At 72.3% G+C, this 22,919-nt stretch carries 22 protein-coding genes and 1 pseudogene; 19 read left to right on the top strand and 4 right to left on the bottom strand.

Annotated features, from left to right (window positions below):
- Positions 1-53: 53 nt before the first annotated feature.
- From pyrG to ABEA26_RS16590, 12 genes and pseudogenes are all read left to right on the top strand, one after another.
- On the top strand, positions 54-1,730 hold the full coding sequence (pyrG, locus tag ABEA26_RS16645) for a CTP synthase (RefSeq protein ID WP_345593140.1): 1,677 nt from the start codon (positions 54-56) through the stop codon (positions 1,728-1,730).
- An 86-nt stretch (positions 1,731-1,816) separates the two neighbouring features.
- Complete coding sequence (locus ABEA26_RS16640; protein WP_345593138.1) at positions 1,817-2,452, top strand: NUDIX domain-containing protein; 636 nt, start codon at positions 1,817-1,819, stop codon at positions 2,450-2,452.
- 163 nt (positions 2,453-2,615) lie between these two features.
- Positions 2,616-4,643, top strand: coding sequence for a tetratricopeptide repeat protein (locus ABEA26_RS16635; protein WP_345593137.1), 2,028 nt, complete (start codon positions 2,616-2,618; stop codon positions 4,641-4,643).
- A 132-nt stretch (positions 4,644-4,775) separates the two neighbouring features.
- Complete coding sequence (gene ald, locus ABEA26_RS16630) at positions 4,776-5,900, top strand: alanine dehydrogenase (RefSeq protein ID WP_345593136.1); 1,125 nt, start codon at positions 4,776-4,778, stop codon at positions 5,898-5,900.
- Between the two features lie 446 nt (positions 5,901-6,346).
- Entirely contained in the window at positions 6,347-7,474 is a 1,128-nt protein-coding gene (locus tag ABEA26_RS16625) for a ParA family protein (protein ID WP_345593135.1), read from the top strand.
- A complete protein-coding gene (locus ABEA26_RS16620) occupies positions 7,459-8,022 on the top strand; it encodes a hypothetical protein (RefSeq protein ID WP_345593134.1) in 564 nt (187 codons plus the stop codon). The genes ABEA26_RS16625 and ABEA26_RS16620 overlap by 16 nt, the downstream gene beginning before the upstream one ends.
- A gap of 18 nt (positions 8,023-8,040) precedes the next feature.
- The gene (locus ABEA26_RS16615; protein WP_345593133.1) at positions 8,041-9,312 is read left to right on the top strand and encodes a segregation and condensation protein A; all 1,272 of its coding nucleotides are present in this window, start codon (positions 8,041-8,043) and stop codon (positions 9,310-9,312) included.
- Complete coding sequence (gene scpB, locus ABEA26_RS16610; protein ID WP_425587852.1) at positions 9,309-9,980, top strand: SMC-Scp complex subunit ScpB; 672 nt, start codon at positions 9,309-9,311, stop codon at positions 9,978-9,980. The genes ABEA26_RS16615 and scpB overlap by 4 nt, the downstream gene beginning before the upstream one ends.
- On the top strand, positions 9,980-11,131 hold the full coding sequence (locus ABEA26_RS16605) for a pseudouridine synthase (RefSeq protein ID WP_345593131.1): 1,152 nt from the start codon (positions 9,980-9,982) through the stop codon (positions 11,129-11,131). Before scpB ends, ABEA26_RS16605 begins: the two co-directional genes overlap by 1 nt.
- A gap of 216 nt (positions 11,132-11,347) precedes the next feature.
- Complete coding sequence (locus ABEA26_RS16600; protein ID WP_345593130.1) at positions 11,348-11,827, top strand: hypothetical protein; 480 nt, start codon at positions 11,348-11,350, stop codon at positions 11,825-11,827.
- 21 nt (positions 11,828-11,848) lie between these two features.
- Positions 11,849-12,193, top strand: a pseudogene (locus tag ABEA26_RS16595) (NUDIX hydrolase); the annotation flags it as partial.
- Positions 12,190-13,212: an ADP-ribosylglycohydrolase family protein gene (locus tag ABEA26_RS16590; protein ID WP_345593129.1), complete on the top strand. Its 1,023-nt coding sequence runs from the start codon at positions 12,190-12,192 to the stop codon at positions 13,210-13,212. The pseudogene ABEA26_RS16595 and the gene ABEA26_RS16590, both read left to right, overlap by 4 nt.
- A gap of 141 nt (positions 13,213-13,353) precedes the next feature.
- Here ABEA26_RS16590 and ABEA26_RS16585 read toward each other — a convergent pair whose 3' ends face one another.
- The gene (locus ABEA26_RS16585; RefSeq protein WP_345593127.1) at positions 13,354-14,106 is read right to left on the bottom strand and encodes a nucleotidyltransferase domain-containing protein; all 753 of its coding nucleotides are present in this window, start codon (positions 14,104-14,106) and stop codon (positions 13,354-13,356) included.
- 22 nt (positions 14,107-14,128) lie between these two features.
- A complete protein-coding gene (locus ABEA26_RS16580; RefSeq protein ID WP_345593125.1) occupies positions 14,129-14,524 on the bottom strand; it encodes a Rieske (2Fe-2S) protein in 396 nt (131 codons plus the stop codon).
- 145 nt (positions 14,525-14,669) lie between these two features.
- On the opposite strand from ABEA26_RS16580, the gene aroH reads away from it, so the two are divergent.
- The 5 genes from aroH (at position 14,670) to der (ending at position 19,147) form a co-directional block, all read left to right on the top strand.
- Positions 14,670-15,032, top strand: a complete 363-nt coding sequence (gene aroH, locus ABEA26_RS16575) for a chorismate mutase (RefSeq protein WP_345593124.1) — start codon at positions 14,670-14,672, stop codon at positions 15,030-15,032.
- Positions 15,029-16,114: a prephenate dehydrogenase gene (locus ABEA26_RS16570; protein WP_345593122.1), complete on the top strand. Its 1,086-nt coding sequence runs from the start codon at positions 15,029-15,031 to the stop codon at positions 16,112-16,114. The genes aroH and ABEA26_RS16570 overlap by 4 nt, the downstream gene beginning before the upstream one ends.
- Before the next feature lie 134 nt (positions 16,115-16,248).
- A complete protein-coding gene (gene cmk, locus ABEA26_RS16565) occupies positions 16,249-16,944 on the top strand; it encodes a (d)CMP kinase (RefSeq protein ID WP_345593120.1) in 696 nt (231 codons plus the stop codon).
- Complete coding sequence (locus ABEA26_RS16560; RefSeq protein WP_345593119.1) at positions 16,941-17,594, top strand: lysophospholipid acyltransferase family protein; 654 nt, start codon at positions 16,941-16,943, stop codon at positions 17,592-17,594. Before cmk ends, ABEA26_RS16560 begins: the two co-directional genes overlap by 4 nt.
- Positions 17,595-17,668: 74 nt before the next feature.
- Positions 17,669-19,147 carry a ribosome biogenesis GTPase Der gene (gene der / locus ABEA26_RS16555; protein ID WP_345593117.1) on the top strand — a complete coding sequence of 493 codons (1,479 nt, stop codon included), beginning with the start codon at positions 17,669-17,671 and terminating at the stop codon, positions 19,145-19,147.
- 92 nt (positions 19,148-19,239) lie between these two features.
- Here the strand turns inward: der and ABEA26_RS16550 are convergent, their stop codons facing one another.
- Entirely contained in the window at positions 19,240-19,530 is a 291-nt protein-coding gene (locus tag ABEA26_RS16550; protein ID WP_345593116.1) for a hypothetical protein, read from the bottom strand.
- Positions 19,531-19,604: 74 nt separating this feature from the next.
- Complete coding sequence (locus ABEA26_RS16545) at positions 19,605-20,417, bottom strand: hypothetical protein (protein ID WP_345593115.1); 813 nt, start codon at positions 20,415-20,417, stop codon at positions 19,605-19,607.
- Positions 20,418-20,874: 457 nt separating this feature from the next.
- Between ABEA26_RS16545 and ABEA26_RS16540 the strand changes: the two genes are divergently transcribed.
- Both ABEA26_RS16540 and ABEA26_RS16535 read left to right on the top strand, forming a co-directional pair.
- On the top strand, positions 20,875-21,693 hold the full coding sequence (locus tag ABEA26_RS16540) for a hypothetical protein (protein ID WP_345593113.1): 819 nt from the start codon (positions 20,875-20,877) through the stop codon (positions 21,691-21,693).
- A 137-nt stretch (positions 21,694-21,830) separates the two neighbouring features.
- Positions 21,831-22,826: a helix-turn-helix transcriptional regulator gene (locus ABEA26_RS16535; RefSeq protein WP_425587851.1), complete on the top strand. Its 996-nt coding sequence runs from the start codon at positions 21,831-21,833 to the stop codon at positions 22,824-22,826.
- The last annotated feature ends 93 nt before the right edge of the window (positions 22,827-22,919 follow it).

Genomic DNA, 22,919 nt, shown 5'->3' with positions numbered 1-22,919 from the left:
GACGACGAGCGCAGCGCACCCCAGACCGCGACCACGGGAGCCCCCTCTTGGCCATGCCGCCCTCTGTTTTCCGAAACAGCACAGCCTCGACGACCAAGCACATTTTCGTCACCGGGGGTGTCGCCTCCTCGCTCGGCAAGGGGCTTACCGCCTCCAGCCTCGGCATGCTGCTCAAGGCACGGGGTCTGCGCGTCGTGATGCAGAAGCTCGACCCGTACCTCAATGTCGACCCTGGCACGATGAACCCCTTCCAGCACGGTGAGGTGTTCGTCACCAACGACGGCGCCGAGACCGACCTGGACATCGGCCACTACGAGCGTTTCCTCGACCGCGACCTCGACGGCTCCGCCAACGTCACCACCGGCCAGGTGTACTCCACGGTGATCGCCAAGGAGCGGCGCGGCGAGTACCTGGGCGACACGGTCCAGGTCATCCCGCACATCACCAACGAGATCAAGCACCGCATCCGCCGCATGGCGACGGACGAGGTGGACGTCGTGATCACCGAGGTCGGCGGCACGGTCGGCGACATCGAGTCGCTGCCGTTCCTGGAGACCGTCCGCCAGGTGAGGCACGAGGTCGGCCGCGACAACGTCTTCGTCGTCCACATCTCGCTCCTGCCGTACATCGGTCCGTCCGGCGAGCTGAAGACGAAGCCGACCCAGCACTCGGTCGCGGCGCTGCGCAACATCGGTATCCAGCCGGACGCGATCGTGCTGCGCTGCGACCGCGAGGTGCCGACCGCGATCAAGCGCAAGATCTCCCTGATGTGCGACGTCGACGAGGCCGCCGTGGTGGCCTGCCCCGACGCCCGCTCGATCTACGACATCCCCAAGGTCATCCACACCGAGGGCCTGGACGCCTACGTGGTCCGCAAGCTGGACCTGCCGTTCCGCGACGTGGACTGGACGACCTGGGACGACCTGCTCGACCGCGTCCACAACCCCGACCACGAGATCACCATGGCCCTGGTCGGCAAGTACATCGACCTGCCCGACGCCTACCTGTCGGTGACCGAGGCGCTGCGCGCGGGCGGCTTCGCCAACAAGGCCCGCGTGAAGATCAAGTGGGTCACGTCCGACGACTGCAAGACCCCGGCCGGTGCCAAGGCACAGCTCGGTGACGTCGACGCGATCTGCATCCCGGGCGGTTTCGGCGACCGCGGTGTGCTGGGCAAGGTCGGCGCGATCAAGTACGCCCGCGAGAACAGGATCCCGCTCCTCGGCCTCTGCCTGGGCCTGCAGTGCATCGTGGTCGAGGCCGCGCGCAGCCTGGCCGGCATCACGGACGCCAACTCCACCGAGTTCGACCCGGCCACCGGCCACCCGGTCATCTCCACGATGGCCGAGCAGCTGGACATCGTGGCCGGTGAGGGCGACATGGGCGGCACCATGCGGCTCGGCATGTACCCGGCCAAGCTGGCCGAGGGCTCCATCGTGCGGGAGGTCTACGACGGCAAGGAGTACGTCGAGGAGCGGCACCGCCACCGCTACGAGGTGAACAACGCCTACCGCGCGGAGCTGGAGAAGAAGACGGGCATCGTCTTCTCGGGCACCTCGCCGGACGGCAAGCTCGTCGAGTACGTCGAGTACCCGCGCGACGTCCACCCCTACCTGGTCGCCACGCAGGCGCACCCGGAGCTGCGCTCGCGCCCGACCCGCCCGCACCCGCTCTTCGCCGGGCTGGTCAAGGCCGCGGTCGAGCGGAAGACGCGGAAGACGGCGAAGTAACACACCAGTTGTACGGTGGCCGGGGCGCGCGCATTCGACGGCGCGGGCCCCGGCTTTTCGCGTACGTCTGGAAGGGCAGGTCAGGCATGACGGGCAGCACGATCAAGGACATCCCCGAGGAGTGGGAGGTCCGGGGCACCCAGACACCCTTCCGGGGTAGGAAGACCTCCGTCCGCACGGATGACGTGGTCATGCCCGACGGTTCCGTGTCGGCCCGCGACTACCAGGTCCACCCCGGCTCCGTGGCCGTCCTCGCCCTGGACGGCGAGGGACGGGTCCTGGTCATCCGGCAGTACCGGCACCCCGTGCGCGAGAAGCTGTGGGAGATCCCGGCGGGTCTGCTCGACGTCCCCGGCGAGAACCCGCTGCACGCCGCGCAGCGCGAGCTGTACGAGGAGGCGCACGTCAAGGCCGAGGACTGGCGGGTGCTGACCGACGTCTACACCACCCCGGGCGGCTGCGACGAGGCCGTACGGATCTTCCTCGCCCGGAACCTGTCCGAGGTCGGGGGCGAGCGCTTCGAGGTCGAGGACGAAGAGGCCGACATGGAGCTGGCTCGGGTGCCCGTCGCGGACCTGGTCCGGGGCGTGCTCGCGGGCGAGCTGCACAACAACTGCCTGGTCGTGGGCGTGCTGTCGCTGGTCGCGGCGGAGCAGGGCGACGGGCTCGACACCCTCCGCCCCGCTCAGGCGCCGTGGCCGGCGCGCCCGTTCGAGGCCTGACCCACCCCCGGATCCGGCACGGTGTGACCATCGGTTGATCCGATCGAGGGATGTGCCCGCCGCGCTCCGCCGGGAACGTAGCAGAGCGTGAACTAGGCTCTGGAAACGCCCGAACCGGGGTTCCGGCGGGCGCCGGCGTGCGGTGGGATCGGGAGTGTGGCCCGTGACGGATCAGGCGGTGGACACGGACGGCGTACGGCTGTCGGGGGACCCTGCTGAGGAGAATCGGTTCCTGGGCCGCACCCGGGAGTTGAAGGAGCTGCGCGCCGACATCGAGCGTGCGGGCCTGGACACCCTTTCCGGCCGCAAGGCCCCCCGCGCACGCGTGCTGCTCATCGCGGGCCGGCCCGGCTCCGGCCGCACCGCGCTCGCCGAGGAGCTGGTCGCGCAGGTCGCGGACGGTTACCCCGACGGGGTGCTGCGCGTCCGGCTGAGCGAATCGGACGGCACCCGCGTGCCCGTCGGGCGGCTCGCCCGGGAACTGCTCACCGAGCTGGACGCGCCGGCCCCGCCCGGTGCCGGCGAGGAAGACCTCACCTGGGCCCTGCGCACCGCCCTCGCCGACCGCAAGGTCCTGCTCCTGCTCGACGACGCCGCCGACGCCGAGCAGGTCGACGCCCTGCTGCCGGACACCCCGGACTGCCTGGCCGTGGCCGTCGCCGGGGGTCCGCTGACCGGCATCGCCGACGTCCGCCCCTGCACGCTGGGGGGCCTGGACACCAAGTCCGCCGTGGAACTGCTGTCCCGCTACACCGGCTCGGTCCGCATCACCGTCGACCCCCGGGCCGCCGAGCAGCTGGTCGAGGTCTGCCAGGCCCAGCCCGCCGCGCTGACCCTGGCCGGCGGCTGGCTCGCCGCCCGCCCCCAGGCGGCCGTCGCCGACCTCGCCAAGCACGTGCACACGGAGGGTGACGAGGGGACGCCGCTCAGCCGAGTCTTCCGCCTCACCTACGCCTCGCTGCCCAGCACCGCCGCCCGGATACTGCGGCTGCTCTCCCTCGCCCCCGCCGGGATGGTCGACCCGCACACCGCCTCCGCGCTGGCCGGCTGCTCCGTGAACGGCGCCCGCACCACCCTGGACGACTTCGTCGCCCTCGGCATACTGCGCGCGGTCGACTCCCCGCTGCCCGAGTACCAGGTGCCCGGGTGCCTGCACGGCCGGCTGGCGGCCCTCGCCGAGACCCATGACCGGCCCGCCGAGCTCCAGCTCGCCCGCGCCCGCATGCTGGAGCGGACGGTACGGCTGCTCCAGTCCTGCCGGGCGGTCACCGAGACCGACAGCCCGCAGGCCCGCGAGAAGCTCCTCGGCATGCCGCGTGCCCTGCGTTTCCCGACGCCGAGGGCCGCCGCCGACTGGCTGCGGGTCCGCCGGCCGGCCCTGCTGGCAGCGGCCCGGCTCGCGGTCGCCGACGGGGAGCTGGACACCCTCGCCCGGAGGCTGCTGTCCCAGCTGGTGCGGGCCATGGTCGCGCACTTCGGCACCCAGGCGGCGGCACCCGACCTGTACGGCGTCCACCGCCTCGTCCTCGACGTGGCCGAGCGCCGTGAGCTGCCCCGGGAGAAGGCGGCGGCGCTGCTGAACCTGGCCGACCTGGACGCCCGCACCGGCCGTACCGCCGAGGCGCTGGTGCGCTACCGTGCCGCGCTGGACGCCGGACGCGAGGCGAACGACCCGTACGCGACCGGCCGCGCGATGGAATCCGTGGGCGGCGCCCACCTGGAGCTCGGCGACTACGACCGGGCCGCCGACTGGTTCGGCCGGGCCCTCGCCCAGCGGCTCGCCCGCAGCGAGGGCGCCGACGCCGCCCGGGTCTACGGCCGCATCGCCACCGCCCACACCTACGCGGGCCGCTACGGCGAGGCGCTGCGGTGCTGGCGCGCCGCCGTCGCCGGGTACCGCAGGGCGGGCGACGTGGCCGCGCACGCGCGGGCGCTGAGCGAACTGGCCCGCGTCCAGGAGTACGCCGGACGTCCCGAGGAGTCGCTGCGCACCTGCCAGGAGGCCGTCGACTGGGCCCGCCGGGCCGACGACGGCCGGCTCCAGGCCGCCCTGCACCTGCGGCTGGCCGACACGCTCGATCGCCTCGGCGATCACACGGCGGCCGGCCTGCACCGGAGCACGGCGGATCACATGTTGAAGGAAGATCCTGTGGAAGCCTGTGAAATCCGCGGCGCATCATCCGAAGATTGATGCTTTGAAAGGCTGGACAGAGGGAACACCTTCATTAGACTGGCTCTGCCGCACGTTCTTGCGGTCTCTCCCGTTGTGCCCACGTGTGCGCGGGTATGTGTACCAATAGCCCCATCCTCTGAGCCAAGGACCGTGATCGACGTGAAGGTCGGTATCCCCCGCGAGGTCAAGAACAACGAGTTCCGGGTGGCCATCACCCCCGCCGGCGTGCACGAGCTGGTGCGCCACGGTCACCAGGTCGTCATCGAGCGTGAGGCCGGTGTCGGCTCCTCGATCCCGGACGCCGAGTACGTCGCCGCCGGTGCGCGGATACTCGACACCGCCGACGAGGTCTGGGCCACCGCCGACCTGGTGCTGAAGGTCAAGGAGCCGGTCGCGGAGGAGTACCACCGCCTCCGCAAGGACCAGACGCTCTTCACCTACCTGCACCTGGCCGCATCCAAGGAGTGCACGGACGCGCTCGTCGAGTCCGGCACCACCGCGATCGCCTACGAGACGGTCGAACTGCCCAGCCGCGCGCTACCGCTGCTGGCTCCGATGTCCGAGGTCGCGGGTCGGCTGGCCCCCCAGGTCGGCGCCTACCACCTGATGGCCGCCAACGGCGGCCGCGGTGTGCTGCCGGGCGGCGTCCCCGGTGTGCTGGCGGGCAGGGCCGTCGTCATCGGCGGCGGCGTCTCCGGCTGGAACGCGGCGCAGATCGCCATCGGTATGGGCTTCCACGTGACCCTGCTCGACAAGGACATCAACAAGCTCAAGGAAGCCGACAGGGTCTTCGGCACGAAGATCCAGACCGTCGTCTCCAACGCCTTCGAGCTGGAGAAGGCCTGCCTGGAGGCGGACCTGGTGATCGGCGCCGTGCTGATCCCGGGCGCCAAGGCGCCGAAGCTGGTCACCAACGACCTGGTGTCCCGGATGAAGCCCGGGAGTGTTCTTGTCGACATCGCGATCGACCAGGGCGGCTGCTTCGAGGACTCCCACCCGACCACGCACGCCGAACCGACCTTCCCGGTCCACAACTCGGTCTTCTACTGCGTCGCCAACATGCCCGGCGCGGTGCCGAACACCTCCACCTACGCGCTGACCAACGCCACGCTGCCGTACATCGTGGAGCTGGCGAACCGCGGCTGGGCCGAGGCGCTGCGCCGCGACCCCGCGCTGGCCAAGGGTCTCAACACCCATGACGGCAAGGTCGTTCACAAGGAGGTCGCCCAGGCGCACGGCCTGGAGCACGTTGAGTTGGCCTCCCTGCTCGCCTGAGGCTCCGCACGAGCCACCCTCGGCCGTCGGCCGTCGGTGACGGCCGGTAAGTCGGCTAAGTCACCGACAGGAAAAGGCGATACGTCAACAGCCGCCGTCAACCCGGCACACCCGGCCGGACCTTGCCCGACAAAGTCCGGCCGGGTGTGTGTATGGTCACTTTGCGATTCTCGGCCAACTCGCCTCGAACGTAACGCTTCAACCGATTCGCGCACCGGTGAAACCTGCTGTGCGACGGTCCTACGCCCTTGACAGAGGGGTGTTTTATCGCCGACACATCAGGCCGGGTCCGGCGGATTGTGTTGCTGCGGACGGCCGACACGCCATAGAGTCGCCGAACGTCGGCATGGTGCCACGCTGACCTGTCTAGAAGTTTCCTGGTCACCAAGGAGGTAAGACGACTTGTGAATGAGTCGACATTTACTCCCGGGGGTGGTCAACCAGGAATGCCTGCGCGGGTCCACAGCCCCGGGCGTCTCGAGGCTGTCGGCTCCGTCGCTGTACGCACCTTCGCAGCCCACCAGAGTCCGCAGGCAACTCAGACAGCACACATGAGTATGGATGGCCAACACGTGAACGCCATGGCCGGCAACGGAAGTGGCGCGTCCCGCAACCACTTCGCCGACTACGACGAACTGCCCGAGGGGCACTTCTACGACCCGGACGCGGAGTACGAGCCCGATCCCGAGTACGCCGCCACGCTCGCGCCCGACGCGGCCCGTCAGCGTCGTGAGCGCGTCGGTCCGACCGGGCGTCCGCTGCCCTACTTCCCGATCCCGGGCCCGCTGACCGATCACGGCCCCGCGAAGATCATCGCGATGTGCAACCAGAAGGGCGGCGTCGGCAAGACCACGTCGACCATCAACCTGGGTGCCGCGCTCGCCGAGTACGGACGCCGGGTGCTGCTCGTCGACTTCGACCCGCAGGGCGCGCTGTCGGTCGGTCTCGGCGTCAACCCGATGGAGCTCGACCTCACCGTCTACAACCTGCTCATGGAGCGGGGCATGGCGGCCGACGAGGTACTGCTGAAGACCGCGGTCCCCAACATGGACCTGCTGCCCAGCAACATCGACCTGTCGGCGGCCGAGGTGCAGCTGGTGAGCGAGGTCGCGCGCGAGTCCACGCTGCAGCGGGCGCTGAAGCCGCTGATGGACGACTACGACTACATCGTGATCGACTGCCAGCCCTCGCTCGGCCTGCTCACGGTCAACGCGCTGACGGCCGCGCACAAGGTGATCGTGCCGCTGGAGTGCGAGTTCTTCGCGCTGCGCGGTGTGGCGCTGCTGACCGAGACGATCGAGAAGGTCCAGGAGCGGCTCAACCCCGACCTGGAGCTCGACGGCATCCTCGCCACGATGTACGACTCGCGCACGGTGCACAGCCGAGAGGTGCTGGCGCGTGTCGTCGAGGCGTTCGACGACCACGTCTACCACACGGTCATCGGGCGCACGGTCCGCTTCCCGGAGACCACGGTCGCCGGTGAGCCGATCACCACGTACGCCTCCAACTCCGTCGGTGCCGCCGCCTACCGCCAGCTCGCCAGGGAGGTGCTCGCCCGGTGTCACGCCGAGTGAGTCTGCCGGGGGCCGACGAACTCTTCCGTACGACAGGGGGAACGGCGCTCCAGGCGTCCTCCCCGCGGCGACCGGCGGGCGGCGAAGCCCGGGTGCCGGCGCCGGCGGGGGAGAGCGACCAGGCCGCCGCCGAGGACGCGCCGCAGTCGGTGCCCGCGCAGGGCGGCGAGGGCACGGAGCACGCCGCGGCGGACGCGGAACCGGGCTCGGCGGGCGAGTCGCGCAGCCGGGGCGCGGAGCGCTCGGCGCGGGGCTCCGGGCCGGGTGCGGGCGCGCAGGAAGGTTCTGCCACTGCCCAGCCGCGCAAGCGCGGACGGTCCCCCTCGCGTCGCCCCAGCGGCCGTGAGCGCCACGACGAGAAGATCACCGTGTACGTGTCCGCCGAGGAGCTGATGGACCTGGAGCACGCCCGCCTGGTGCTCCGTGGCGAGCACGGACTGGCCGTCGACCGGGGCCGCATCGTCCGCGAGGCGGTCGCCGTGGTCCTCGCCGACCTGGAGACCCGCGGGGACGCCAGCATCCTCGTACGACGGCTGCGCGGACGGTAGCGATAGCCTGCGGGGGCCATGACCTCGAACGACACCCCCCGCCCCGACGCCCGGGCCGGCCGTCGGCGTGCGCTGGGGAGAGGACCGGGAGAGCGGGTGGCTCCGCCGGTTGCGCAGCGCCCCGAGGCGGCGCCGTCCGGCATCGAGTTCCCCGGGTCCGCGGTCGCGCGGGCGACGCCCGACGGGCCGCGGGAAGCGGCGGTTCCGGCGTCCTCGCCATGGGACGGCTCGATCCCCGAGGCGGCCTCGGGCGCCGCCACCGAGCCGGAGCCTGAGCAGTCCCGCCCGGAGGCCGGGCCGCGGGGGGAGCCGGACGCTCCGGCACCCTCTCGGCCCACGCCCGCGCCACAGCCGCCCACCACGGCGTCGGAGACCGTCGGGGCGGCGCCGGGACCGCCGGGAAGCGGGGCCGAGCGCCCGCCGGAGGCCGCGAAGGTGCCCGGCGGGCCCCCCGAGGGCGTGTCCGACGACGGCGGCGACGGTGTCTTCAAGGTGCGGCTCGCCAACTTCGAGGGCCCCTTCGACCTGCTCCTCCAGTTGATCTCCAAGCACAAGATGGACGTCACCGAGGTCGCCCTGTCCAAGGTGACCGACGAGTTCATGGCGCACATCCGGGCGAGGGGGCCGGACTGGGACCTCGACGAGACGACCGAGTTCCTGGTGGTCGCGGCCACGCTGCTCGACCTTAAGGCGGCCCGGCTGCTGCCCGCCGCCGAGGTCGAGGACGAGGCCGACCTGGCGCTGCTGGAGGCCCGCGACCTGCTCTTCGCGCGGCTGCTGCAGTACCGCGCGTACAAACAGATCGCGGAGATCTTCAACGAGCGGCTCGAGGCGGAGGCCCGTCGTCACCCCCGTACCGTCGGCCTGGAACCCCACCACGCCGAGCTGCTGCCCGAGGTCGTCATCAGCATCGGGCCGGAGGGCTTCGCCAAGCTCGCCGTGAAGGCGATGCAGCCCAGGCCCAAGCCTCAGGTCTACGTCGAGCACATCCACGCGCCCCTGGTCAGCGTGCAGGAGCAGGCGGGGATCGTCGTCGCCCGGCTGAAGGAGCTGGGGGAGGCCAGTTTCCGCCTCCTGGTCGAGGACACCGAGGAAACCCTGACCGTCGTAGCCCGCTTCCTCGCCCTGCTGGAGCTGTACCGGGAGAAGGCAGTCGAGCTGGACCAGGAGACCGCGCTCGGCGACCTGCAGGTGCGCTGGACGGGCGGGGACGGGGACGCCGAGCCGGTGGTGACCGACGAGTTCGACCGGCCGCCGGAGAAGACCGAGGAGGAGGAGCGGAAGGCGTGAGTGAGGAGACCACGGAGGCGGTGGGCGGGCGGGAGGCCGTGGGCGGTCCGGAGGCCGTCCCCGGCCTCGAGCTCAAGCCCGCCCTCGAAGCCGTCCTCATGGTCGTCGACGAGCCCGCGACCGAGGAGCACCTCGCCCGGATACTCCAGCGGCCCCAGCGGCAGATCGCCGACGCGCTGCGCGAGCTGGCCGACGAGTACACCGTCCAGGGCCGCGGCTTCGAGCTGCGCCTGGTCGCGGGCGGCTGGCGCTTCTACAGCCGTCCCGAGTACGCCGCGGCCGTCGAGGGCTTCGCCCTGGACGGTCGGCACGCCCGCCTCACCCAGGCCGCGCTGGAGACGCTCGCGGTGGTCGCCTACCGCCAGCCGGTCAGTCGCGGCCGCGTCTCCGCGGTGCGCGGCGTGAACTGCGACGGTGTGATGCGCACCCTCCTGCAACGGGGTCTGGTGGAGGAGGCGGGCACGGAACCCGAAACAGGTGCGATCCTGTACGGGACGACGAACTACTTCCTGGAGCGGATGGGCCTGCGTGGCCTGGACGAGCTCCCGGAGCTCGCGCCCTTCCTCCCGGAGGCGGCGGCGATCGAGTCCGAGACACTGGAAGGGGTCCCGTCGTTCGATCCGGACGCCCCGGATTCCGAGGACGCAGACGACAATACGGAACTTTGATGCGAAGCAGCAGCGGCAGGAACAGCAGCGGAAACAACGGCGGGAGCCGTGGTGGCAACAGCGGCGGCCGCGGCGGGAGCAGCGGTGGCCGCGGTAACCCCCGCGGCCAGAGCAGTGGTGGCAGCGGCAACCCCCGCGGCGCCGGTGGCAACCGCGACGACAGGCAGGGCGCCGGCCGTCCGAAGAACCCGCGCCCCGAGGAGCGGCGCTACGACGTAGGGCCGGGTGCCACCCACGAGGGCCCGAAGTCGGGCCGCGGCCCGTCGGCCCGGGGCGGTGCCAAGGGCGGGCCGAAGAAACCCCTGCAGCGGGGACGCTCGGTCCCGGCCACGTCCCGCGAGTACGAGGCACGGGCCGAGGAGCGCAACCGCGAACGGTACGCGGGCAAGAAGGACGTCAGGCCGCCCAAGACCTTCCCGGGCGCGGAGCAGGAGGGTGAGCGGCTGCAGAAGGTCCTCGCGCGCGCGGGCTACGGCTCCCGGCGTTCCTGCGAGGAGCTGATCGAGCAGGCCCGGGTAGAGGTCAACGGCGAGATCGTCCTCGAGCAGGGCAAGCGGGTCGACCCGGAGAAGGACGAGGTCAAGGTCGACGGCCTGACCGTGGCGACGCAGTCGTACCAGTTCTTCTCGCTCAACAAGCCCGCCGGTGTCGTCTCCACCATGGAGGACCCGGACGGCCGGCAGTGCCTCGGGGACTACGTCACCAACCGTGAGACCCGGCTCTTCCACGTCGGCCGGCTCGACACCGAGACCGAGGGCGTCATCCTGCTCACCAACCACGGTGACCTGGCCCACCGCCTGACCCATCCCCGGTACGGCGTGAAGAAGACCTACCTCGCGCACATCGTGGGCCCGATCCCGCGCGACCTCGGCAAGCGCCTCAAGGACGGTATCCAGCTGGAGGACGGGTACGCGCGCGCGGACCACTTCCGGGTCGTGGAGCAGACCGGCAAGAACTACCTGGTCGAGGTGACCCTCCACGAGGGCCGCAAGCACATCGTCCGCCGGATGCTGGCGGAGGCGGGCTTCCCGGTCGACAAGCTGGTGCGGACCGCCTTCGGCCCGATCACCCTGGGCGACCAGAAGTCGGGCTGGCTGCGCCGGCTGTCCAACACGGAGGTCGGGATGCTGATGCAGGAGGTCGAGCTGTAGGCGGGAGTGCGGTCCGCGGTGTTTCGGGACCGTGGACCGCGTCGCCCCACCTCCGGCGGTGGTGACCCGCGTCACTCGCATTCCCATTCGGTAACCGTGGCCCCACAGAGCGTTGTTACCGAGTAGTCTGGGACGGACCGAGGTGACGGCCCGTCATGCGGTTGGTAGGCGCACGCCTCGGCGACGGCACGGTTGTCCAAGGGCTGGGGGAGTCCTATGTCGGAGTTGTTGACCGCCGCGAACACCATCGCCCCTGTGATCACCACGGCCGCGGCCGGATTCGCCGGAGCAGTCGTCCAGTCGGCGCAGAACCAGGCGGCGGACGGTGTGGTGCAACGGGGACGGGCACTCGTGGGCCGACTGCTGGAGCGTCGGCCCGAGGACCCGCGCGACGTCGAGACCGACACGGCGGTGGCACAGATACAGAACCTGTCGGAGGGCGACCGGCTGGCCCTGGACGCGGCGGTCGGGAAGTGGCTGGACGAGCGGTTCGGCGACCGGCCCTCCGACCTGCGCACCCTGATCGAGCGCGAGGCCGAGGCGCGTGGGCCCGCGGAGGCCGCCCGTTCCATCCAGGTCAACGCCACCGGTGAGGGCTCGGTCGGTATCGGATACGTGCACAACCTGGGCGGGCTGAATCTGGGAGGCCGCTCGCGAGGCGAACCGGGGGAGCGGTCCCGGGAGGCCGGGCGGTGAGTGAGACCGGGCGCCGCCCGAGAGATGGCCCGCGACCTCGCCTTCGACCACGACCGGATCCTGGCCGACGCCCGGGAGCGCGTCGGCGCCAAGCTGGAGTACAGCTGCCTGGCCACCGCCTTCTGCCCGGCCGAGTTCACGCTCGGCGAGCTGCGGCAGGTCTACGAGACCGTGTGGGGCACCGCCCTCGACCGGCCCAACTTCCGCCGCAAGGTCCTCGCCACCCCGGGCTTCGTCGAACAGCTCCCCGGCGCCGCCCGCCTCACCGGCGGCCGCGGCAAACCGGCCGCGCTGTACCGCGCGGGCCCGGCCACCACCCTGCACCCGCCCCTGCTCCGCACCCCTCGGGAAGGACGCCCCGCATGACCACGACCACCGTCACCAAGCGCGCCGCCACCGGCGCGCTCACCGGCCTCGCCCTCGGGGACGCGCTGGGCTTCCCGACCGAGTTCAACGACGTTCCGGCGATCCTCGCCAAGTGCGGCCCCTGGCGGGAGATGGAACTGCCCCGGCCCGCGATCGTCACCGACGACACCCAGATGACGCTGGCGCTCGGGAAGGGACTGCGGACCGCCATGGACCGCGGAGTCCTGACGCCCGAAGGGATGGCCGAGCCCGTACGGCGCGAGTTCATCGCCTGGAACCGGTCGCCGGAGAACAACCGGGCCCCGGGCAACACCTGCCTCACCGCCTGCGGTCTCCTGGAGCGGCCGGACCGCCCCTGGCAGGACGCCGGCCAGATCCACTCCAAGGGCTGCGGCGCCAACATGCGCGTCGCGCCGGTCGGACTCGTCCCCGGCCTGAGCGACGAACAGCGGGCGGGAGCCGCCCAGTTGCAGTCCGCGCTCACGCACGGGCACCCCACCGCGCTGGCCGCCTCCGACCTCACCGCGCACGCCGTCCGGCTGCTCCGCGAGGGCGCCGAGCCGACCGGGCTGGTCGGGCTGCTGCGGTCGTACGCCTACGACAACCGCACCCGCTACCACGAGCGCTGGCTCGGCGACCTGTGGACCCGCGCCCAGGACCCCACGCCCGAGCACTTCATCGCCCGCGGCTGGGACGAGTGTCTGGCGATACTCGACCGCCTCCAGCACGCGGTGCGCACCGTCTCGCCGGAGACCGACCCCTGCCTGGTGGTCGGCGAGGGCTGGATCGCCGAGGAGGCGATGGCGGCCGGACTGCTCTGCTTCCTGCTCTTCGTCGACGAGCCGCTGACCGCCCTGCGCCGGGGCGCCTGCACCTCGGGCGACTCCGACTCCATCGCCTGCCTCGCGGGCGCCTTCGCGGGCGCGCACCTGGGCACCGACGCCTGGCCGGCCGAGTGGGCCGACCGCATCGAGTACCGGGGCGACCTGCTCGCCCTCGGAGCGCTCTGGGACGCCTGAGTGCGCGACCGGCGCCCTGGAGGGCCGAGCGTGAGAACGCCCCGGACGGGCGTGAGCACGCCCCGGATGCCGGGGTCGACCGCGCGCGTGCGGGCCGGCGTGCAGCGGCCGCACGGCGTACCGGACGAGGCGCGGGCCGCCTCAGCGCTGCCCGGCGCCGCCACCGGGCGCGACGCCCCGCACGACCTCGTCGTACGGATCCGCCGGGCCCGCCCGGAGGGCTGAGGCGCGGCGGGTGCGGACGAGGAAGTCCTCGACCCGGCGCCGGTCCGGTTCCTCGGGCAGCGGACCGCGCCGGGCGGCCTCCCCGCCCTCCTCGGCCAGCCGGGTCATCCGGGACTCGACCTCCGCCCAGGGCACCTCGCCGCGCTTCACGGCGAGCAGCGACTCGCGTCGGTCACCGACGTCGATGGTGAGCGTGCCGGTGCGCAGCAGGTCGCGGGCGGACAGCAGCAGCCGCAGCAGGTGCATCGCGTGTTTCCAGCGCGGGGCGCCGTGCGTGCGTACGTCGGCGTCCAGCTTGCGGCGTTGGCCGTGCGCGTACCCGGTGAACGACGTGTGGACCCGGCGGGAGAGGAACGCGTCGCGCAGGGCGAGCAGTTCGCGTCCCGTGTCGTCCACGTGTTCCACGAGCGGGGAGTGCAGACACTCCAGGATGTTCGGGTTGGCGCGCAGGGCCAGTTCGCAGAAGCGTTCCAGCTCCCAGCTGAACTGCTCCTCGGCCGGGCCCTCCACATGCGTCGGCGGCTTCTCGAAGCGCCAGAACAGGGGGGTCGGGGCGAGGAACACGCCGCGGCGGTCGGTGTCGCTGTCCTCCGTCGCCAGACCGAAGGCGCGCGAACCCATGACACAGGCGTAGATCGTGTGGTCGCGTACCAGGATCCCGGGTTCCATGCCGGGAGCGTACGCGGACGCCTCACGCCAGGCGGACCGAGTTTCCGTCCACCGTGATCCGCTCCTCGGGCAGCGGCCTGGTCGCCGGGCCCTGCTCCACCGCACCGTCGGTGATGCTGAACCTGCTGCCGTGGCAGGCGCAGTCGATGGAACCGTCCCGCACGTCCGACACGAGGCAGTTCTGGTGCGTGCAGACCGCCGAGAACGCCTTGAACTCGCCCTGCTCCGGCTGGGTCACCACGATCTTCTCGTTCGCGAGGACCTTGCCGCCGCCGACCGGGATGTCACTCGTCGGCGCCAGCTCCTGACCGGGGGACGCGGCCGAGGCGTCGCCGTCGTCGCCTCCGCCGCAGCCCACGGCGAGTGCCGCCGCGCCCGTCGAGAGGAGGACCGTACGGCGTGTCGGGCTGTGGGGCATGTCGTGACTCCGGGGATGCGGGGGAGGGGAGGGACCGCGGCCGGGGTCAGCGTCTCAGGAGACGGGCGCCCCGGACCGGCACGCGGCGGGCTGACTACGCTGGACGGACCAAGAACCGATACGCACGTCAGCAAGGAGCATCGCCGTGGCGGTACGAGCGGTCCGGGGCGCCGTCCAACTGGAGCGGGACGAGGCCGGGCACATGGACGAGCGGGTCGCGGCGCTGCCGACCGCCGTCCTGGAGCGCAACGACCTGACCGGCGACGACCTCATCAGCATCTGGTTCACGGCCACGCCCGACCTGCACAGCGACTTCCCGGCCGCCGCGGCCCGGGGGCTCGGCATCACCGACATCCCGCTGATCTGCGCCCAGGAGCTGGACATCGCGGGCGCCATGCCCCGCGTCGTCCGGATCCTCGCCCACATCGAGTCCGACCGGCCCCGCGCCGAGATCGCCCACGTCTACCTCGGCGCCGCCGCGGCCCTGCGCAAGGACATCGCCCAGTGAGAACCGCACTCGTCATCGGCACCGGACTCATCGGCACCTCCGCCGCCCTCGCGCTGACCCAGCGGGGTGTCACCGTCCACCTCGCCGACCACGACCCCGAGCAGGCCCGTACGGCCGCCGCGCTGGGCGCCGGCACCGAGCGGGACCCGGAGGGTCCGGTCGACCTCGCGATCGTCGCCGCCCCGCCGGCCCTGGTGGCCGACGTGCTCGCCGACGCCATGGCGCGGGGCGCCGCCCGCGGGTACATCGACGTGGCCAGCGTCAAGGGCGGTCCCCTACGCGACCTGGAGGCACGGGGGCTCGACCTGGCCGCGTACATCGGCACCCATCCCATGTCCGGCCGGGAGAAGGCCGGGCCGCTGGCCGCCACCGGCGACCTCTTCGAGGGCCGCCCGTGGGTGCTGACCCCGATGCGGGACACCGACACCGAGGTGCTGAACCTCGTCCTGGAACTGGTCTCGCACTGCCGCGCCGTGCCGGTGGTGATGGACGCGGACGCCCACGACCGCGCCGTGGCCCTCGTCTCCCACATGCCCCACCTGGTCTCCAGCATGGTCGCCGCCCGTCTGGAGCACGCCGAGGAGGCCGCCGTACGGCTGTGCGGACAGGGCATCCGCGACGTGACCCGGATCGCCGCCTCCGACCCCCGGATGTGGATCGACATCCTCTCCGCCAACCCCGGGCCGGTCGCCGACCTGCTCACCGACGTCGCCGCCGACCTGGAGGAGACGGTCGGGGCCCTGCGCGCCCTTCAGTCCTGTGACGAGGACAAGCGCCGTGCGGGCGGCACCGGCATCGCGGAGGTGCTGCGGCGCGGCAACGCCGGACAGGTGCGGGTCCCCGGCAAGCACGGCAGCGCGCCCCGCGTCTACGAGATCGTGGCCGTCCTCATCGACGATCAGCCCGGCCAGCTGGCCCGCATCTTCGCGGACGCGGGACGGGCCGGGGTCAACATCGAGGACGTACGGATCGAGCACGCGACCGGTCAGCAGGCCGGCCTGGTGCAGCTGATGGTCGAGCCGAAGGCCGCTTCCGAGCTGACGGCCGCCCTCAAGGAGCGGGGCTGGGCGATCCGGCAGTGACTCCCGGAATCCCGGTGGCGATCCCGAGGCCCCGGGCGACTGTCGGAGGGACCCCGGAGAGCCAGTAACCTTGTGCGGGACGCGTTCGCGTCCCGCACACCACTCACCGCACCGCACCAGGAAGGTGTCCCCTCGTGGAAAACGGCGCCGCCCCGACCGCCCCGGCCGTGATTGTCGCCATCGACGGCCCCTCCGGCACGGGCAAGTCGAGCACGTCGAAGGCCGTCGCCGAGCAGCTCGGCCTCAGCTACCTGGACACCGGCGCCCAGTACCGGGCGATCACGTGGTGGATGGTCAACAACGGCATCGACACCGACGACCCGCACGCGATCGCCGCCGCGGCCGGCAAGCCCGAGATCCTCTCCGGCACCGACCCGGCGGGCCCGACCATCACGGTCGACGGCGTGGACGTGGCCGGCCCGATCCGCACCCAGGAGGTCACCGCCAAGGTCAGCGCGGTCAGCGCCGTGCCGGAGATCCGCACCCGGATCACCGAGTTGCAGCGCACCATCGCCGCCGCCGCGCGGCTCGGCATCGTCGTCGAGGGCCGCGACATCGGGACGACCGTGCTGCCGGACGCCGACCTGAAGATCTTCCTCACCGCCTCGGCGGAGGCGCGCGCCGCCCGCCGCAGCGGCGAGCTCAAGGGCGCCGACGTCAACGTCACCCGCGAGGCCCTGATCAAGCGGGACGCCGCCGACTCCAGCCGCAAGACCTCCCCGCTGGCCAAGGCGGACGACGCGGTCGAGGTGGACACCACCGACCTCACCCTCCAGCAGGTCATCGAGTGTGTCGTCACCCTCGTCGAGGAGAAGCGGGCGGGGAAGTGACCGCACCCTCCGCGCCCTCCGAGAGAGGTGCCGAGATCGGGCGGCGCATCGGCGTCGGCCTGATGTACGGGCTGTTCCGACCGCGCGTGCTGGGCGCCTGGCGGGTCCCCGCGGCCGGCCCGGTGATCTACGCCGTCAACCACTCGCACAACGTCGACGGCCCGATGGTCATGGGCGTGGCGCCCCGGCCGACGCACTTCCTGATCAAAAAGGAGGCGTTCATCGGTCCGCTGGACCCCTTCCTGCTCGGCATCGGCCAGCTGAAGGTGGACCGCTCGACCGCCGACCGCACCGCCATCACCCAGGCGCTGGGCGTCCTGGAGAACGGCGGGGTGCTGGGCATCTTCCCGGAGGGCACCCGCGGCGAGGGCGACTTCGCCGCGCTGCGCGCCGGGCTCGCGTACTTCGCGGTCCGCGGCGGCGCCCCGATCGTCCCGGTCGCGGTGCTGGGAAGTTCCGGCCGGTCCGGACGGTTGATAAAGGCGCTGCCCCCGCTGCGCTCGCGCGTCGACGTCGTCTTCGGTGACCCTTTCGACGCGGGTGACGGCAGCGGACGGCGGACCCGCAAGGCCTTGGACGAGGCGACCGAACGCATCCAGAAGCAGCTCACCGCGCACCTGGAAAACGCCAGGCGCCTCACCGGGCGCTAGGCGACACTGAGTAGTGGCCCACCCGGCGAAGCAGGGTGCGCCACGATCACCACGATGAACGAGGTACGGACTTCATGAACGACCACATCCACTCCGAGGGCTCGGGCGAGGAGCACGACCACGGGGCGCTTGGCGACGCCGAATTCGAGGCGTTCATGGAGCTCGCCGCGGAAGAGGGCTTCGACGCCGAGGAGGTCGAGGGCGCGATCGAGGAGGCCGGGCACGGCCCGCTGCCCGTCCTCGCCGTCGTCGGCCGTCCCAACGTCGGCAAGTCGACCCTGGTGAACCGGATCATCGGCCGCCGCGAGGCCGTCGTCGAGGACAAGCCCGGCGTCACCCGCGACCGCGTCACCTACGAGGCCGAGTGGGCCGGCCGCCGCTTCAAGGTCGTCGACACCGGCGGCTGGGAGCAGGACGTCCTCGGCATCGACGCCTCCGTGGCCGCGCAGGCCGAGTACGCCATCGAGGCCGCCGACGCGGTCGTCTTCGTCGTGGACGCCAAGGTCGGCGCCACCGACACCGACGAGGCGGTCGTACGGTTGCTGCGCAAGGCCGGCAAGCCCGTCGTGCTGTGCGCCAACAAGGTGGACGGCCAGAGCGGCGAGGCCGACGCCGCCTACCTGTGGTCGCTGGGGCTGGGAGAGCCGTCCCCGGTCTCCGCGCTGCACGGCCGCGGCACCGGCGACATGCTGGACCGGGTCCTGGAGGCCCTGCCCGAGGCCCCGGCCCAGACCTTCGGCACCGGCGTCGGCGGCCCGCGCCGCATCGCGCTGATCGGTCGTCCCAACGTCGGCAAGTCCTCGCTGCTGAACAAGGTGGCGGGCGAGGACCGGGTCGTCGTCAACGAGGTGGCCGGCACCACGCGCGACCCGGTCGACGAGCTGATCGAGCTGGGCGGCGTGACCTGGAAGTTCGTCGACACGGCGGGCATCCGCAAGCGGGTCCACCTCCAGCAGGGCGCCGACTACTACGCCTCGCTGCGCACCGCCGCCGCCGTCGAGAAGGCGGAGGTGGCCGTCGTCCTCATCGACGCCTCCGAGTCGATCTCGGTGCAGGACCAGCGGATCGTCACCATGGCCGTCGAGGCGGGCCGCGCGATCGTCGTCGCCTACAACAAGTGGGACACCCTCGACGAGGAGCGCCGCTACTACCTGGAGCGGGAGATCGAGACCGAGCTAGGCCAGGTGGCGTGGGCGCCGCGGGTCAACGTCTCGGCGCAGACCGGCCGGCACATGGAGAAGCTGGTCCCCGCGATCGAGACGGCCCTGGCCGGCTGGGAGACCCGCGTCCCGACGGGCCGGCTGAACGCCTTCCTCGGCGAGCTGGTCGCCGCCCACCCGCACCCGGTGCGGGGCGGCAAGCAGCCGCGCATCCTGTTCGGTACGCAGGCGGGCACCAAGCCCCCGCGGTTCGTGCTCTTCGCCTCCGGCTTCATCGAGGCGGGCTACCGGCGCTTCATCGAGCGCCGGCTGCGCGAGGAGTTCAGCTTCGACGGGACGCCGATCCACATCTCGGTGCGGGTGCGCGAGAAGCGCGGCGCGAAGAAGAAGTAGCGGCCACGGCGACAAGAGTGACAAGAGCGATGTGAGTGATGAGGGAGGGCGCCCCCGGCCGGGGGCGCCCTCCCTCATCACTCACATCGCTGTCAGGCGCCTCTGCGCGGGGCCGGTGGCAGTGCGGCCGGAACGTGGTGCGTGCCGACGCGCTGCCACACCGCCTGCTGACCGACGCGGGCGCTGTGGGCCCCCGCGCTGTAGGCGCTGTAGGCGCCTCTGCTGCGCGGGATACTCCGGAAGGCCGTGAATCCCAGCTCCTCCTCGCCGCTGCGATCGCCCGGCAGCGATCGGAAGGACCTGACGTACTCGGCGTAGAGCGCGTCGTAGATCGGCGTGGCCGAGGGGCCGCCCTGGCGGTGGAAGGCGTCGTATGCGTACACGTATGTCCAAACGACACCGCGCTGGAAGAGATGCGGCCCGGGCAGTGGCCGTCCGGCAGCCGCCCGGACGGTGATCAGGTTCCGGCCAGCGGCAGCGCGGCGGCGACCAGCTGGCCGTTCGCCGCCGCCTTGTCCAGCGCGTCCCGCAGCAGGTCCTCGCGCGGCTGCCGTCCGATCGAGCCGACGGGCGCCGCGAACATCAGCACCTGCTGGTGCTTGTTGGCCGCCGTGCGCCAGCCCTCGGTGACCTGGAGGGGCTGGTGCGCCTGCCACCAGGCCACCGGCCGTCCGCCGTTCGTCCCCGGCTGGAGCACCGCGTGCAGCTGGCCCATCGCGAGCAGTACCGACCAGCCGTGCAGCACGGCCGGCGCGGTGGACAGCTCGGTGACCGGCATGAAGCCCTGCTCGATGAGCAGCGGCAGGAAGTCGTCGCCGGCGCCCGCCGTGCCGGGCCGTGCGACGGGGGCGGTCGGCTCCACCACGAGGGCGGGGTGGAGCTCTCCGGCGATCAGGATCAGTCCGCTGGTGACGCCGAGCACGGCCTGCTCGGGTGCGATCTCCTCGGGCGCGGCCGGTTCGGGCGCGGGCTGTGCGTGTCCGGGGCGGGCGTTGTCCGAGTTGATGGACTTCACGGCTCCCTGGAGCTGCTCCTCGGTGACCTTGACGACCTGTGAGGGCAGACACCCGGCGTGGGCGAAGGCGAGCACCGCGGTCTCGTCCCCGATGAACAGAACGGTGCTGGTGCGCTCCTGCGCGCAGTCGCCCGGGGTGCGACAGGACGTGCAGTCGTAGCTGCCCGGGGCGGACTCCCCGGCGAGCAGGCGGTCGGCTTCTTCGTCGCCGATCTCGGCGCGTACGTCGTCGCTGACGTCGAGCATGCGCGGCACGGGTGGCCCCCTCGGGATGCGGTGCGTGACCGGACCGGGTGGCTCCCGGGCCGTGGTCCGGGCGGGTCCCCGGCTCATGCAGAAGACAACGGGCGATCCGTGGCGGGAGTCACGCCCCATGGCCAACCGAATCGAACCATCCGGCGCGCACGGCCGTCCGTCGGCCCGCATTGCTCACGTGCCGCCAACTGTGTTGCGGCGTATGGCCGTTGAGGCGCCTCGGCGGGTCACGGATCACCATGCTGCTTGGTCGACAAATCAGGAAATCAGGGAATGAAGTGGGTGTCCGGAAATGGCTGATACCCGAGGTAACGGCTGCATTCCTCCGCCTCCACCCGGCGCGTCGGAGCCGTCCCGCCCTCGGTCGTGACCACATCGCAACCGGACACGGACAACCAGAAGGCGGGGTTCCGGGTCTAACCGGACGACGAGAAAGCCCAGGGAGGATTCGCACCGCATGACGCCGCCGGCCCCACCGGCCGCCCCGCTGCGCGCCGACTGCATCGGCGACTCCGCGGGGGGTCTGACCTTCGACGTCGCCGCGCCCGAGAACACCGGCGCGGCCCTCCTCATGCTGCGCCGCCGCGACAGCGATGCCGCCGACGACACGGTCAGCCTGCCGCTCGCCCCGGCTGCCGAAGGCCGGCTGCGCGCCGCGCTGCCCAGCAGCGTGGCCCTGCCCGAGGGCCGCTGGGACGCCTACGCGCGCGTGTCCGACGGCGAGCCGCGGCGTCTGGTGCCCGGCGTCACCGACCTGCGCTCCCTCGCCGACCGTACCCCCGGCGGACTGCTCGGCCACGTCGCCGTCCGTATCCCGTACGCCACCCGGCAGGGCAACCTCACCGTCCGCAGCTGGCTGCGCGCCCCGCACGCGGAGGCGGGGGAGCTCCGCCTCGGGGAGGGCGGGCTGACGGTACGCGGACGGGTGTACGGCGCGCGGCTGGGCCCCGGCGCCCACGCCGAGCTGCGGGCCCGGTCCGGCGCCCCGGAGGGCGGTGTGCGCCGGCTGGGCGTCGCGGCGGACCGGGCGGAGTTCGGCTTCACCGTGCCCTACGACACCCTGACGCCGGGCGAGTGGGACCTGTGGCTGCGGCCCGCCGGTGAGCACGGGCCGTCCGTGCGTCTGGCGCGGCTGCTGGACGACGTGGCCGACAAGCACCCCCTCCTCACCTATCCACGGGCGCGTGTGCACACGCCGTACGGCACCGTGCAGGCCGGGCCGTACTACACCCGTGACAACGACCTGTCGCTCTCGGTCACGCCGCTGGAGCTGTGACGACAGCGGGGCCCTCACGGCAGCAGAACCCCACGACGGCGGGACGCCCAGGACCGCGGGGCCGCGGGGGGCCGCTACCCGGAGCGACCGCGGAGCGCGGACACGTCCTGTCCGCAACCGCTGGCAGACTCGGCGCCATGCTCGAGACCTCGGCACGACTGCTGCGCCTGCTCTCCCTCCTCCAGGCCCACCGTGAGTGGTCGGGCCCGGACCTCGCCGACCGCCTCAACGTCTCCCCGCGCACCGTGCGCCGGGACGTGGACCGGCTGCGCGAGCTGGGCTACCCGGTCAACGCCAGCCCCGGCACCGGTGGCGGGTACCAGCTGGGCGCGGGCGCCGAGCTGCCGCCGCTGCTGCTCGACGACGAGGAGGCGGTCGCCGTCGCCGTGGGGCTGCGCACGGCCGCGGGGCAGGGCATCGAGGGCATCGGCGAGACCTCCGTCCGTGCCCTCGCCAAGCTGGAGCAGGTGCTGCCGGGCCGGCTGCGGCGCCGCGTGGGCGCCCTCAACGCCTTCACCGTGCCGATGCTGCGCGGCCCCCAGACCTCGTCGGTGGACCCGGGTGTCCTGACCGAGCTGGCCAACCTGTGCCGTGACGGGGAGCGGCTGCGCTTCGCGTACCGGGGCCACGACGGGACCGACAGCCGCCGTACCGTCGAGCCGTACCGGCTGGTGTGCTCCGAGCGCCGCTGGTACCTGGTCGCCTTCGACCTCGACCGCGCCGACTGGCGCACGTTCCGGGTGGACCGCGTCACGCCGAAGCCGCCGCACGGTCCCCGCTTCGTCCCGCGCCGACCGCCCGCCGAGGACCTGGCCGCCTACGTCTCCGAGGGCGTCTCCACGCGCGCGTACGCCACGCACGCGGTCGTCCGGCTGCTGGTGCCCCTTCAGGAGGCCGCCGAGCGGGTCTCGCCCACCGCCGGGGTGCTGGAGGCGGAGGGCCCGGAAAGCTGCCTCCTGCGCACCGGCGCCGGGAGCCTGGACGTCATGGTGGTGCACGTGGTGCTGCTGGGATTCGACTTCGAGGTGCTGGAGCCGGACGGGCTGACGGAGGCGATCCGGACGGCACGCGACCGGCTCTCCCGCGCCCTGGCCCGGACGGAGCGCCCCGGAACGCCCGGGGTGAATCTGTGAGCAGAGGATGTGTTTCCTGTGCGGATGTCCGGTCTCCGTGAGTCGCCCGTACGTCCGTTCGGGGATGTCCGGAGATGTTCGGACGCGGAATAC

Origin of the sequence: Streptomyces marokkonensis, assembly GCF_039539045.1 — a bacterium.
GTDB lineage: Bacteria > Actinomycetota > Actinomycetes > Streptomycetales > Streptomycetaceae > Streptomyces > Streptomyces marokkonensis.
Note: the sequence above shows the minus strand (reverse complement) of the source record. Positions and strands in the feature narration are given on the sequence as shown.

Bases quoted from the DNA above. Each gene is read 5' to 3' on its own strand.
- pyrG (WP_345593140.1), top strand. From the start codon at position 54: ATGCCGCCCTCTGTTTTCCGAAACAGCACAGCCTCGACGACCAAGCAC.
- ABEA26_RS16640 (WP_345593138.1), top strand. From the start codon at position 1,817: ATGACGGGCAGCACGATCAAGGACATCCCCGAGGAGTGGGAGGTCCGG.
- ABEA26_RS16625 (WP_345593135.1), top strand. From the start codon at position 6,347: ATGCCTGCGCGGGTCCACAGCCCCGGGCGTCTCGAGGCTGTCGGCTCC.
- ABEA26_RS16615 (WP_345593133.1), top strand. From the start codon at position 8,041: ATGACCTCGAACGACACCCCCCGCCCCGACGCCCGGGCCGGCCGTCGG.
- ABEA26_RS16605 (WP_345593131.1), top strand. From the start codon at position 9,980: ATGCGAAGCAGCAGCGGCAGGAACAGCAGCGGAAACAACGGCGGGAGC.
- ABEA26_RS16600 (WP_345593130.1), top strand. From the start codon at position 11,348: ATGTCGGAGTTGTTGACCGCCGCGAACACCATCGCCCCTGTGATCACC.
- ABEA26_RS16590 (WP_345593129.1), top strand. From the start codon at position 12,190: ATGACCACGACCACCGTCACCAAGCGCGCCGCCACCGGCGCGCTCACC.
- ABEA26_RS16585 (WP_345593127.1), bottom strand. From the start codon at position 14,106: ATGGAACCCGGGATCCTGGTACGCGACCACACGATCTACGCCTGTGTC.
- ABEA26_RS16580 (WP_345593125.1), bottom strand. From the start codon at position 14,524: ATGCCCCACAGCCCGACACGCCGTACGGTCCTCCTCTCGACGGGCGCG.
- der (WP_345593117.1), top strand. From the start codon at position 17,669: ATGAACGACCACATCCACTCCGAGGGCTCGGGCGAGGAGCACGACCAC.
- ABEA26_RS16540 (WP_345593113.1), top strand. From the start codon at position 20,875: ATGACGCCGCCGGCCCCACCGGCCGCCCCGCTGCGCGCCGACTGCATC.
- ABEA26_RS16535 (WP_425587851.1), top strand. From the start codon at position 21,831: ATGCTCGAGACCTCGGCACGACTGCTGCGCCTGCTCTCCCTCCTCCAG.